Below are 11941 nucleotides of genomic sequence, written 5' to 3' on the forward strand. Positions count from 1 at the left end.
TGGAAAAAACTCACAAGATTCCACATGCATGCATTTCATTTCATGCTTTCTTAGTCATGTGCCCGGTGGTGAAACTGCTGGGCGGAAACAAACATACGACCCAACCAAAACTATGAAGCATCCCCTAAATGGAATCCTTGCAAGCGCGTTTCTTCTCTCTGGAAGCCTTTACGCTGCTGACCTGCCACCAACTGCTGAAGAGCAGAAAGCACTGACCCCGAAAGCGGTTCTTGATCAGCTGATGGCCGGCAACGCCCGCTATGCCGAAGGCAAGCTCGCCAATCCAAATATCGAAAAGCGTCTCAAAGCCACCTCGACCGGCCAGTTTCCGAAAGCCTACATTCTTTCGTGCGTCGACTCTCGAGTTCCGGTTGAAATGGTCTTCGATCAAGGAATCGGCGATGTCTTCGTCGGCCGCGTTGCCGGTAATATCGAGTCCGTCGAACAACTTGGTTCGGTTGAATTTGCCACCAAAGCCGCCGGCGCCAAGCTGGTGATGGTCCTCGGCCACGAAGCTTGTGGCGCCGTCAAAGGAGCCTGCGATCACGTCAAAATGGGCAACCTGACCGCACTTCTTGCTGAAATCGAGCCCGCCGTGAACGCGGTCGAAGGCTTCGAAGAGGATCAGGAAAACTCGAAGAATCCCGAATTCGTCGCAGCTGTGATCGAGAAGAACGTGCGGATGACCGTTGCCGACCTGCGCAAGCGCAGCGAAGTCCTTTCCGAGTTGGAAAAGAACGGTGACATCATGATCGTCGGAGGCGTTTACGACCTCGACGACGGCAAGGTCACCCTTCTCGACATCGCCGAGTAAGTCTCGGCGAAAGCCTCTTGTTGGACAAAGTATGAACCAAAAACGGTCGCCTTCGGGCGGCCGTTTTTTCTTACACGCATTGGGGGTTCCCGTCGTGGCATGACCGTCCCGGTCATGATTGCAAGAGTCTGCGGGGCCGCTTGAACTTGGCGCTGTTCTACCTTCCGGATGAGCCATGACCGAGACGGTCATGCCACGGTGCCAGCAGCTGGTTACCGATCTTTGAACGGCGTGCCATTCGTCACCGTTCTCAAAATCTGGAGCCCGATCTACCATGATTGAGCGGATGATTTCAGGATGTCGTGCCTTTCATCCTCCTCATCCAATTCATCTTGGTCCAAATCCCTACCCGCACCTCATTACCCTGGCCACCGCCACCACTTGGCCACCCTAATCTTGGTAAACCCTACTGCTTTTCAAGGCGCTGCTTCAGCTCCTTCAGGGTTTTCTCCATGCTTTCCAGCAACTCCATGGCCTCATTCACCGGCAGCTTCGGATCGGGCAGCGTTGAGAGTTCCTGCATCGTCGAAACAATGATCCCAATGAAGAGATTCAGGATCGTGAATGTCGCGATGATGATGAAAGGCACGAAAAATGCCCAAGCCCAGGGATGAACTTCCATGACTGGCCGGACGATCCCCATCGACCAACTCTCCAAGGTCATGATCTGAAAGAGGGAGTAAAGGCTGTGGCCAAGACTTCCGAACCACTGGGGATGACTCTCACCGAACAGCCCGGTCGCCAGCACCCCTGCGGTGTAGAAGAAAATCGCCATCACCGCGACCACTCCCAGCAAGCCGGGAATGGCATGAAGGAAAGCCGCCACGACACGCCGAAGCTGCGGAATCACCGTCAGCAAGCGCAGAACCCGGAGCACTCTCAGCGATCGCAGCACCGACCACGGCCCGATCCCCGGAACCAGCGCGATCCCCACCACGAGGAGATCGAAAATGTTCCAGCCATTCCGCCAAAACAAGCGGCGGTAGGCGAAGATCTTGATCGCCAACTCAAGGATGAAAAAAACCAGACAGGCTTTGTCGATCATCCTGAGGATCGTCCCGTGGCGCTCCATCATCGCCGCCGAGGTCTCGAATCCGAGAATGACGGCATTGATCAGGATCACCACCACCACCACCATCTGCATCCGTGAGCCATCAATCCACTCGGCCAAACGCAGACGTCCGCCCGAGACACCCGGGGAACCGCGCAAGGCAGCTAGGTCCTCTTCACTCATCGACACCTGATCATTCGAATTTCCTGAGTCACGCTCAACCCAGGATTTCAAGCAACTCGCCAATCGAATGGCGACTCTCCAACGGATGCCGGAAGCGGGCTTTGCGGTTGATGGTGTAGTGGTTTCGACGCCCATCCTTGCGCACTTTCAGCACCTTCTCTTCGATCAACTCCGCGAGAATCCTCTGCACCGCACGCTGGGTAATCCCCACTTCGTCCGCAAGGTCCCTGATCCGCATTGCCGGCTCACGATCCAGAACCACCAGGATATGGAAGTGATTGGTAAGAAAAGTCCATCCACTACCCACAGCAGGACTCGAAGATGCTCGCGATGATTTTTGTTGCATGAATTTTAACACACGATACTCCGGACGTGTGTTGCTTAGCGCCGCTCATTTTGAAAGTCAAGCGGGCACCTCAGGCAATACCTGATCGCCGTGGACCTTCTCATTCAGAATCTGATCTCTCCCGTCGTTCTTTCGTTCGTTCTTGGAATGCTCGCCCGATGGGTGAGAAGCGATCTGGAAATTCCGAGTGCCATCTACCAGGGGATGTCGATCTACCTGCTCTTTGCCATCGGCCTTAAAGGAGGCGTCTCCCTCTCGGAAACTCCAGTAAGCGAGCTCATCGCGCCTGCCGGACTGACGCTCGTGCTCGGTGCCCTCACCCCGCTGTCCGCCTTCTTCCTGCTCCGCAGCTTCGGCAAGTTGAGCCGGGTGGACGCCGCGGCGACCGCCGCTCACTACGGTTCGGTTTCGGCCGTGACCTTCATCGCCAGCCTCGAGGCGGTGAAACTCGCAGGCCTGCCCTCGAATGGATACCTCCCCGCCCTGCTGGCAGTCCTTGAGGTCCCCGGCATCATCATCGGCTTGCTCCTTGCGCGTCAATCGCGCGCCGGCGGATTGAAATCGGCCCTGCACGAAGTCGCCACCGGCAAGAGCATCTTCCTCATGGTCGGCGGACTGGTCATCGGAGCGGTCTGCGGAGCCACCAAGGTCGAAGGCGTGGCGCCCTTCTTCGTCACCCCGTTCAAAGGAGTGCTCTGCCTTTTCCTGCTCGAGCTTGGAATGGTCGCGGCGGGACGAATCGGCGACCTCAAGAGCGCCGGCTGGCGACTCATCGTCCTCGGATGCTTCCTTCCCATTTTCCATGGCACCATCGCCACTTCTCTGGCCATGTGGATCGGCATGGCACCCGGCGGGGCGGCGGTTTTCGGAGCCATGGTCAGCAGCGCCTCCTACATCGCGGCACCAGCCGCCGTGCGTATCGCCTTGCCCCAGGCCAGTCCCGGGATCTATCTTACCCTCTCACTTGGAGTGACCTTTCCCTTCAATCTTGCGATCGGCATTCCCATCTATCTCAAAGTCGCCGCTTACCTCTACCAGACATGAGCAAAAAGGTTTCACTCAAGCTCGTCACCATCGTCACCGAAGGTCTGCTTAAGGAAGAGTTCATGACCCTGCTGCGCAAGCATGGAGCCACCGGCTTCACCATCACCCGCAGCGAAGGCGAAGGCTCGCGCGGAGCCAAGACCCGCGATTGGGAAGGTCCGAACCTCCGTTTTGAATGCATCGTTTCCGAAAAAACAGCGGACATCATCCTCGAGAATATCGGGAAGGTCTACTTTGAGAACTATTCGGTGATTGCCTGGATTACCGACGTCACCGTTCTCCGGGGAAGCAAGTTTGTCGGAGACAGCGAGTAAGCTCGGCTCACCCGCTGGACTTTCCGGAAGCGGCGGCCGTCATCAGCCTCACCAACTCAAGCAGCCCTTCGGTTTCGGACTCCCGTTTCCACACCGCCGAAGAGACCAGCGTCAGCTTCGGCTTGCTCATTTTGACAAACACGACCCCCGAGTGAGGCAGCAGGCTGACGTCGTGTTGCAAAGCACCATTTCACATTCGTTTCTTTCCAAATGCCGAGGGATTCGCTTTCCTACCACCATAATGAAACGACTTGTTCCGATGCTTTGCCTTTTCTTCGCTTGTCCAGGCTTTGCCAACGAGGCAGCCTTGCAGGCTCAACTCAAGGAACTTCAGAAAGTCACGGATGCTCTGGGAGAGCCGGATGCAGAGAACCAAAAGGAAGTCTACGCGGTCCAGATTGCCCGGTCGACGACCCAGTCTCTTGCGACGCAATTCTCCAGCGGCAACTTTCAATCAATGCAGGCGCAGATCCAACAGTCGTCATCACAACTTGCGGCACTTCCCAATGACTTCCGAAAGGCTTTGAATGCGTTCAACATCGAACTCGAAAAGCACTTGCAAGAGCTGAACGAGGCTCGAATCGAGGAACTCGAAGACTTCTTCGCGCGCCTGAGAGACGAAATCATCGCCGCGAAAAAGCCCGAAGACCTCGACCCACTCCTTGAGGAAATTTCGCAGCGATCCACAGACCGCAGCTACGGTTCAGGGAAGCTGAATCAGGAAATCTCAAATCTTCAGCAGAAGGTCTCCCAAAGTTCAGCCATCGTTTCCGAGTGGCAGAACTATCTCATGGCCGAAAGCATCAACGATGGCCCAGCCTGCAAAAGAGCTCTGGAGAATGTTTCACGCTATCTAAGCTCCAACCCGCTAATTCCCCGCTCCCACGTGTTGCGACTCTTGAATCCCCAGGTCTCCGTTCCGGCACCAACACCGCCCAAACCCGAGAAAGGTGCTGATCCCACGTCGGCAGCCGACGCTGAGGCTTTTACTCCGTTTCCTGAAATCGAAAAGGCACTCGAACGCGGCGGCGATTGGAATGAAATCGCGAAGTTGCTCGCCGCGCTACCCCCAGCCCAACAAGCCGACCAACGGATCAGCGAGTTCCGAAGTGCCATCGAAAAACTCATCACCCTTTCTGCCTTGGATGAAGCGGTTTCGTTCCTCGAACTGATCGACGCCATCATAAATGCCAACGAGGAAGCATGGATCCTCAAAGGCACATCATTCCGCGCAGCACGGGACAGTTTCCTGATGAAGTCCCTCCAACGGCACTATGCCGAGACTTTGAAAAAGTCCGAGATCAAGGCCACTTCTCCGGCCCAACTTCTCGATCAGCTGACTTCCCATTATTTGGATCTCCGCGAGTGGGCCTTGGCCTCAAAGGTGCTATCGGATCAGGAAGCCTTGGCCCGGCTTGATCGCTTCGGTAGTGAGCGGATCTACTCAAGCGATGCAGAAGCCCTGAAGGCGCTCGCGCGAGCCGAGGCCGCCGCCTCGGCCGAAGAAATCGAGCTCGCGATCAAATACTATCGGCTCGCTGCGGAAAAGTCCTCCGACGCGCGGGTCTTCCGGGCCTCATTCGAGGGCCTCAAGGCCTTGAAGGAAACCAAGCCTGAGGCCTTTGAAAAGGCGGAAGAGGAAGCGAGAGAGGACGCGGCCATCCAACGGGCAAAGCGAAAAAGCTACCTCGTCCGCGACAGTCGCAATCGCTCGATGGAATCCATGGCACAGCAGGTGGGAAAAGATGGTGAGATCCCCGACAAGTTGAAGAATTACATCCAAAAATTGCTGAGAGACGAAATGCCCGACATTCGCATCAACTTCCTTGAGACCATACTCGATGAGTCCAGCGATACCACGACCCGCGAGGACAAGGCCGAGCACTAACAGCTTGACAGACATTCGTGATTGCGAAGGCCCTGATCTCCGCTTCGAATGCATCGTTCCCGAGGAAACGGCGGACACCATCCTCAAAAACTGGGAAGGTCTACTTCGAGAACTATTCGCTGATTGCCTAAATTACTGACGTCACCGTCTTGCGGGGAAGCAAGTTTGTTGGAGCTGGCGAGTGACTTCAACTCACCCGCCGGACTTTCCGGAAGCGGCGGCCGTCATCAGCCTCACCAACTCAAGCAACCCTTCGGTTTCGGACTCCCGTTTCCACACCGCCGACGAGACCAGCGTCAGCTTCGGCTTGCTCATTTTGACAAACACGACCCCCGAGTGAGGCAGCAGGCTGACGTCGTGCGGCAACACCCCGACACCGGCACCTCCCGCGACCAGCCCGAGCATTTCCTGAAGTCCATCCGCCTTCATCCGGACCTTGGCCACAAAGCCAGCACGTCCACAAAGATCGGCAAGCATTGCCGGTCGACCAGGAAAGTGATTCTCGTGCAGACTGACAAAGGGCTCCTCCGCCAGTTCGGCCAGATCCACCGACTTCCTCAGAGACAACAAGTGGTCGTCCGGCAGCACCACCGCCATCGGTGTCTTCTTGATCGCAGCCACCTGAAACTCATTCGCCAGTTGCGGGCATGGCGTGCCTAACAGAGCGAGATCAATCTCATCCTCCCGCAAGGCTTTCTCCTGCTCATGAGGCGACATGCTGCGGATCACAATGCACGCATCATCATGCTGCTGGTTGAAGGTCCGCATCGCACTTGCCAGAAAACCCGGCAAAGCCGTCTCGATAAAACCCACCCGGATCGTCCTTCTCAGCGGCTTGCTGAAGACCTCCGCGGCCAACTTGAGATCCCCCGCCCGACGCAGCAAATCCTGCGCGTGCGGCAACACGCCCGTCCCCGCCTCCGTCAGCGACAACCCACTCGCATCACGCTCGAAGAGCGGCACCCCGAGTTCATCCTCAAGGTCTCGAATTTGCCGCGAGACCGCCGGTTGCGAAATATTCAACCTCGCCGCCGCACGACTGATACTCCGCTCAGCGGCCGCCATCACGAAATAGCGCAAATGCCTCAGCTCCATGGGGTATAACTCATAGGCATGGGAGACCAAAAGACAAGGTATTCGCCGCAGTCCCCAGCCTGAGTCATCCTTGCGACGTGAAACAAATGACCACACCACCATTCAAAGTCCGCCGCGCCAAGGATCGCGGCAACGCCAACCACGGCTGGCTCAACGCCCGCTTCACCTTTTCCTTCTCGAGCTACTTCGATCCCGACCACATGGGCTTCCGGAGTCTGCGCGTCATGAACAACGACACCATCGCTCCCGGCGGCGGCTTCCCCACCCATGACCACAGCGACATGGAAATCTTCACCTACATCGTCAAAGGCGAGCTCGCCCACAAGGACAGCATGGGCAACGGATCAACCATCAAGGCCGGTGACCTGCAATACATGAGCGCCGGATCCGGCGTCAGTCATAGCGAGTTCAATCCCTCCTCGGAGAACTCCGCCGAACTCTATCAGATCTGGCTTCACCCCAAGGACCGCGGCGGGGCACCCCGCTACTCGGAGAAACCTCTCGGAGACTCCGCGAAAAACAACACCCTCACCCTGCTGTTCTCCGGCGATGGCCGCGACGCATCCACTGAAATCCGGCAGGACGCCGAGATCTACTTTGGCAAGCTCGACGCGGGCAGCTCGGCTCAGATCCCCGCCTCCGATCAAACCCCGAACGTCTGGCTCCAAGTCATCGCAGGGGAGCTGAGCCTGCTCGACCAAACCCTGAGCACCGGTGACGGCATCGCCATCGAAGATGCTCCCCACGCCCTCGACATTCTGGCAGCTGCCGACAGCCGTTTCCTCGTCTTCCGCCTCAACTGAACCTCACCCAAATGCTCTTATTCAAAACTCGTCCTTCGTCCCTCCTGCTCGTTCTCGAATCGATGGGCTCGTCAGCTTCTTTTCGACGACAAGGAACGACGACGAGCACGATCAGAGAAACACGGATCCCAATAGTTTAACCACGCACCATTGAACTCCCAACCTTACATCATCATGAAAGACAAAGCTCCCATCATCGCCGGCGGCCTGCTCGGCCTTACATTCATCGCCTTTGGCCTGAACCATTTCATCAACTTCCTTCCGGCACCTCCCAGTCCGCCGGAAGGATCACCTCCCGCCATGTTTTTCGGCGCGCTCTTTGCCAGCGGATATCTGACCTTCATCAAGGCCGCCGAGATCATCGGCGGACTCCTGGTCGCGATCCCAAAAACGCGGAACTTCGGCCTGCTGGTCCTCGGCCCGGTGGTCGTCAACATCCTCGCCTTCCAGATCTTCATGACCGGTGGCGCTGGGCTCTTGCAGCCACCCGTTCTCTTGGTCAGCGTGCTCGCAGCCTTCCTGCTGTGGTCGGCCCGCACCAAATTCCTCGCTCTTCTCAACTGATCCCAACCAAACGTCATCATGAAAGTCCTCGCATTCGGTGGTTCCACCAGCTCCACCTCCATCAATCGCCAGCTCGCCAACCACGCCGCCAGCCTCATTCCCGACGCCGAAGTCACCGATCTCGACCTGAGAAGCTACTCGCTCCCGATCTACAGCTCCGACGAGGAGGAAGCCAATGGCGTCCCGAAAGATGCCCATGCCTTTCTCGAAACCATCAGAGCGCATGACGCCATCGTCGTCTCACTCGCCGAGCACAACGGCTCCTATTCCGCCGCCTTCAAAAACCTCTACGACTGGACCTCTCGTATCGAGACCAAGCTCTGGTCGGAGAAGCCCATGCTTCTAATGGCCAGCTCCCCGGGAGGACGCGGTGGCGCCACCGTCCTCGAAACGGCCAAAGCCACCTTCCCCCGCATGGGGGCGGACCTCAAAGCCACCTTCAGCCTGCCATCGTTCTACGACAATTTCTCGAGCGAAAGCGGCGTGAGCGATCCCGCCCTCGCTGCCGAATTATCGGTGGCCGTCGCAAAAATGTCTCACTGATTGATTCGAAACTCACAAGGGAGGCTCGAGCTTGGGAAACTTGACCTTCTCTGAGTTGATCGAAGCCAGCTGAATCGGAAACAGATGGATGCCGGAAGGATTCCTCTTCCCAGCCTTGACGACTGGATGCTCCGACGCAGCGACGTAACGCCTGGTCTTGTCATCCAGAAGCAGGATAAGCTTGTCGGACTGCCGGTAGTATCCGACCAGTGGAGGAACCTCCGAGTCTTTGCCGCCGCCCTTGATTCGAAATGGAGTGCAAGCCTCCCCATCAACCAGGGTTTGTGGATCGAACTCCGTCTCACAACGGTATTCTTTACTCGGACTCGCTCGCGAGAAACTCACCGCCATGATCGTCACCCACGATGTCGATGAAGCCGTCTTCATGGCCGACCGCTGCGTCATGATGTCGAATGGTCCCAAGGCCGGCGTCGGCGAGATCATGGAGATCGATTTCCCCCGCCCCCACGACCGCAAGGAAGTCTTCAACGATCCCGCCTTTTTCCAATACCGCGAACACCTCCTCGCCTTCCTCGAACAGCGCGCCCACCTCAATGGCGAGAACCGCATTCACAAGCGCAGCAATCTCATGGGATTCTGCGGCGGGGAGAAAACCAAAGCACCCGCCGCCTCCACCTCGGCCGCCTGAGGATCCCCGATCACCCGATTTCAAAATAATCAGCGCCCGAATCCGCGGCACTGTCTCACTTTTCGTGCCTTGCCATCTCGCTCCAGCCAAGCTTGGCCCGCTCTGTGCTTGGACTCCTCCGAGCTCCCTTTGCAAAACCTAGATCCTGCATGTTTGAAGGCTATACGACCGACGGATTCCACGACGAAATGTTCCTCCCAGACGGCTCCCCCCGCAAATACTGCGAAGGGCTTCTCGAACGTTTCCAGCACATCCCCGCCGAAGACTTCGATACCCGCCGAGCAGCCTGCGACAGCCATTTTCTGAGACAAGGAGTCACCTTCAACGTCTACCACGACAACCAGGGCACCGAGCGCATTTTTCCCTTCGACCCGATGCCGCGGGTCATCCCTGCCGCGGAATGGGATCACATCGAGACCGGCCTGACCCAGCGGATCACGGCGCTCAACCTCTTCCTCCACGATGTCTATCATGATCAACAGATCATCAAGGAAGGTGTCGTCCCCGCCCACCTGGTGGAAAACGCCGCCCACTACCGACCCGAGTTCCGAGGTATCGATGTCCCCGGTGATATCTACGTGCATATTTGCGGCACCGACCTCGTCCGCGGTGACGACGGCGAATACTACGTGCTCGAGGACAATGGACGCTGCCCTTCAGGTGCCTCCTACTTGTTGGAAAACCGCAACGCCCTGAAGCGCGCCTTCCCCGCCATCTTCGAGTCATCCGGCGTCCGCCCGGTCCAGTCCTATCCGACGGACCTGCTGGACATGCTTCACTACATCTCTCCGGGACGCGACATCGATCCGGTCTGCGTGCTTCTCACCCCGGGCGTCTTCAACAGCGCCTACTTCGAGCACTCCTACCTTGCCCGCCAGATGGGCATACCGATCGTCGAAGGACGGGACCTCGTTGTTAGAAACAGCTTTGTTTACATGCGGACGACCGAAGGTCTGGTCCGAGTCGACGTCATCTACCGCCGCATCGACGACGACTTCATCGACCCGCTCGTCTTCCGCAAGGACTCGGTCCTTGGCGTCCCCGGACTGATGGAGGCCTACCGTGCCGGTAATGTCGGACTCGCCAACGCCGTCGGAACCGGCGTCGCAGACGACAAGGCAATTTACCACTTCGTGCCCAAGATGATCGAGTTCTACCTCGGTCAGGAAGCCATCCTTCCCAACGTGCCCACTTATCTGGCCGTCGACGAAAAGGATCGGGAATACATCCTCGATCACCTTCCCGAATTGGTCGTCAAATCGACCAATGAATCGGGCGGCTACGGCATGCTGATGGGACCTTCCGCCAGCAAGGAGGAAGTCGAAGCCTTCAGAAAAAAGATCATCGAGGACCCCGGCAACTTCATCGCACAACCGGTGCTCGCCATTTCCCGCTGCCCGACCTGGACCGAAGAGGGCATGCAGGGCCGCCACGTCGATTTACGGCCTTACATCATTTACGGGCGCGAGATCAAGATCGTCCCGGGCGGCCTGACGCGCGTCGCACTGAAGAAAGGTTCGCTCGTCGTCAACTCATCCCAAGGAGGCGGCAGCAAGGACACCTGGGTTCTCAGTCATTGAATCATGCTATCCCGAGTCGCAAACGCCCTCTACTGGATGGTCCGCAACGTTGAGCGGGCCGACAACCTCGCGCGCATGCTCGAGGTCAACGAGCAACTCCTTCTTGATGTCGATCACATCGACCTCCCCCGCTTCGAGGCCTTCTGGCGGCCCATCGTGCAAAGCACCGGAGATGACACCCTCTTCGAAGAACTCTATCCCAAAGGCAGGAGTGCCGAGATCATCGAGTTCCTCTGCATCGACAAGGCGAACCCAAACAGTATCCGATCCTGCATCGGCCAGGCACGGGAAAACGCCCGTACTGTTAGAGACCAACTCTCCGAAGCGATCTGGGAGGAACTCAACGGCCTCTTTCTCTTCCTCAACTCACCGGATGCGGATGCCTTGCTGAGCGCCAACCCGCAGCACTTCCACGAGACCATCCGCAAGTCGGCCAATGTCTTCAACGGCATCATCTCGTCCAACCTCAGCCGCGACAATGCCTGGGACTTCATGGAACTCGGGCGAAACATGGAACGTGCGGACAAGATCACCCGCATCCTCGACTTCACGACCTTTCTGCCGAAAGAGGGCGCGGAAGCTTCTTTGATCGATCACCACTGGAACGCCACGCTGCGCGCCTGCGGTGCACGCAGTTCGTTCCAGATCCGCTTCCGCAATCACCCAACACCGCAGAACATCATCGACTTCCTGATCTTTGATCGGAATTTCCCGCGCTCGGTTCGCTTCTGCATCGACTCCGCCGATGCCGCTCTGCACCGAATCTCAGGCAGCCAACGCGGATCGTTCTCCAACGAAGCCGAGCGGGCTTCAGGGCGCCTGCTCGCCTCGCTGGCCTACGGTTCCGTCGATGAGGTGTTGGAAACCGGACTCCATGATTATCTCGACGGCCTTCAGACCCAGTTCAATCGAATTGGTGATGAGATCTTCAGGGAATATGTCCTCTTGCCGGACTCTGATGAAAGCGTTCCACCCATCCCGGGAGAATCCATCTCCGCCGTGGTTGCCTGGCAGATCCAGCAGCAGCAACAACAGCAGCAGTAGCCTCCACATCCAAGAGGCCCAAG

The 11941-nt window shown here is 57.5% G+C and carries 15 protein-coding genes; 10 read left to right on the forward strand and 5 right to left on the reverse strand.

The genetic code is table 11. The features are described from left to right. Positions 1 to 112: 112 nt before the first annotated feature. Positions 113 to 814 carry a carbonic anhydrase family protein gene (locus WBG04_RS08880; protein WP_424314054.1) on the forward strand — a complete coding sequence of 234 codons (702 nt, stop codon included), beginning with the start codon at positions 113 to 115 and terminating at the stop codon, positions 812 to 814. A 406-nt stretch (positions 815 to 1220) separates the two neighbouring features. Here the strand turns inward: WBG04_RS08880 and WBG04_RS08885 are convergent, their stop codons facing one another. Both WBG04_RS08885 and WBG04_RS08890 read right to left on the reverse strand, forming a co-directional pair. Then, the gene (locus WBG04_RS08885; protein ID WP_424314055.1) at positions 1221 to 2048 is read right to left on the reverse strand and encodes an ion transporter; all 828 of its coding nucleotides are present in this window, start codon (positions 2046 to 2048) and stop codon (positions 1221 to 1223) included. A gap of 34 nt (positions 2049 to 2082) precedes the next feature. Beyond that, on the reverse strand, positions 2083 to 2394 hold the full coding sequence (locus tag WBG04_RS08890) for a helix-turn-helix transcriptional regulator (protein ID WP_424314056.1): 312 nt from the start codon (positions 2392 to 2394) through the stop codon (positions 2083 to 2085). Positions 2395 to 2475: 81 nt separating this feature from the next. On the opposite strand from WBG04_RS08890, the gene WBG04_RS08895 reads away from it, so the two are divergent. Together WBG04_RS08895 and WBG04_RS08900 are read left to right on the forward strand one after the other, a co-directional pair. Continuing rightward, on the forward strand, positions 2476 to 3438 hold the full coding sequence (locus WBG04_RS08895; protein WP_424314085.1) for a sodium-dependent bicarbonate transport family permease: 963 nt from the start codon (positions 2476 to 2478) through the stop codon (positions 3436 to 3438). Next, complete coding sequence (locus tag WBG04_RS08900; RefSeq protein ID WP_424314057.1) at positions 3435 to 3752, forward strand: P-II family nitrogen regulator; 318 nt, start codon at positions 3435 to 3437, stop codon at positions 3750 to 3752. The genes WBG04_RS08895 and WBG04_RS08900 overlap by 4 nt, the downstream gene beginning before the upstream one ends. Before the next feature lie 7 nt (positions 3753 to 3759). Here the strand turns inward: WBG04_RS08900 and WBG04_RS08905 are convergent, their stop codons facing one another. Further along, positions 3760 to 3882 (reverse strand): hypothetical protein, encoded by a 123-nt coding sequence (locus tag WBG04_RS08905; RefSeq protein ID WP_424314058.1) that lies wholly within the window; start codon positions 3880 to 3882, stop codon positions 3760 to 3762. 111 nt (positions 3883 to 3993) lie between these two features. Between WBG04_RS08905 and WBG04_RS08910 the strand changes: the two genes are divergently transcribed. Beyond that, a complete protein-coding gene (locus tag WBG04_RS08910; protein WP_424314059.1) occupies positions 3994 to 5640 on the forward strand; it encodes a hypothetical protein in 1647 nt (548 codons plus the stop codon). A gap of 192 nt (positions 5641 to 5832) precedes the next feature. Here the strand turns inward: WBG04_RS08910 and WBG04_RS08915 are convergent, their stop codons facing one another. Beyond that, positions 5833 to 6735: a LysR family transcriptional regulator gene (locus WBG04_RS08915; RefSeq protein ID WP_424314060.1), complete on the reverse strand. Its 903-nt coding sequence runs from the start codon at positions 6733 to 6735 to the stop codon at positions 5833 to 5835. 86 nt (positions 6736 to 6821) lie between these two features. Here WBG04_RS08915 and WBG04_RS08920 point away from each other — a divergent pair, with 86 nt between their 5' ends. The 3 genes from WBG04_RS08920 to WBG04_RS08930 all read left to right on the forward strand — a co-directional run bounded on the left by WBG04_RS08920 (position 6822) and on the right by WBG04_RS08930 (position 8645). Then, entirely contained in the window at positions 6822 to 7538 is a 717-nt protein-coding gene (locus WBG04_RS08920) for a pirin family protein (RefSeq protein ID WP_424314061.1), read from the forward strand. A 174-nt stretch (positions 7539 to 7712) separates the two neighbouring features. Next, complete coding sequence (locus WBG04_RS08925) at positions 7713 to 8102, forward strand: hypothetical protein (protein ID WP_424314062.1); 390 nt, start codon at positions 7713 to 7715, stop codon at positions 8100 to 8102. Positions 8103 to 8120: 18 nt separating this feature from the next. Continuing rightward, complete coding sequence (locus tag WBG04_RS08930) at positions 8121 to 8645, forward strand: NADPH-dependent FMN reductase (protein WP_424314063.1); 525 nt, start codon at positions 8121 to 8123, stop codon at positions 8643 to 8645. 12 nt (positions 8646 to 8657) lie between these two features. On the opposite strand, the gene WBG04_RS08935 is transcribed toward WBG04_RS08930, so the two are convergent. After that, complete coding sequence (locus tag WBG04_RS08935) at positions 8658 to 8996, reverse strand: hypothetical protein (RefSeq protein ID WP_424314064.1); 339 nt, start codon at positions 8994 to 8996, stop codon at positions 8658 to 8660. Here WBG04_RS08935 and WBG04_RS08940 point away from each other — a divergent pair. From WBG04_RS08940 to WBG04_RS08950, 3 genes are all read left to right on the forward strand, one after another. Next, entirely contained in the window at positions 8995 to 9294 is a 300-nt protein-coding gene (locus WBG04_RS08940) for a hypothetical protein (RefSeq protein WP_424314065.1), read from the forward strand. The two genes, WBG04_RS08935 and WBG04_RS08940, sit on opposite strands and share 2 nt — an antisense overlap. Before the next feature lie 149 nt (positions 9295 to 9443). Further along, positions 9444 to 10874 carry a circularly permuted type 2 ATP-grasp protein gene (locus tag WBG04_RS08945; RefSeq protein WP_424314066.1) on the forward strand — a complete coding sequence of 477 codons (1431 nt, stop codon included), beginning with the start codon at positions 9444 to 9446 and terminating at the stop codon, positions 10872 to 10874. A 3-nt stretch (positions 10875 to 10877) separates the two neighbouring features. Further along, on the forward strand, positions 10878 to 11918 hold the full coding sequence (locus WBG04_RS08950; RefSeq protein ID WP_424314067.1) for an alpha-E domain-containing protein: 1041 nt from the start codon (positions 10878 to 10880) through the stop codon (positions 11916 to 11918). The last annotated feature ends 23 nt before the right edge of the window (positions 11919 to 11941 follow it).

The organism is Haloferula sp. (assembly GCF_049672945.1).
In the GTDB taxonomy this organism is placed as follows: domain Bacteria; phylum Verrucomicrobiota; class Verrucomicrobiia; order Verrucomicrobiales; family Akkermansiaceae; genus Haloferula.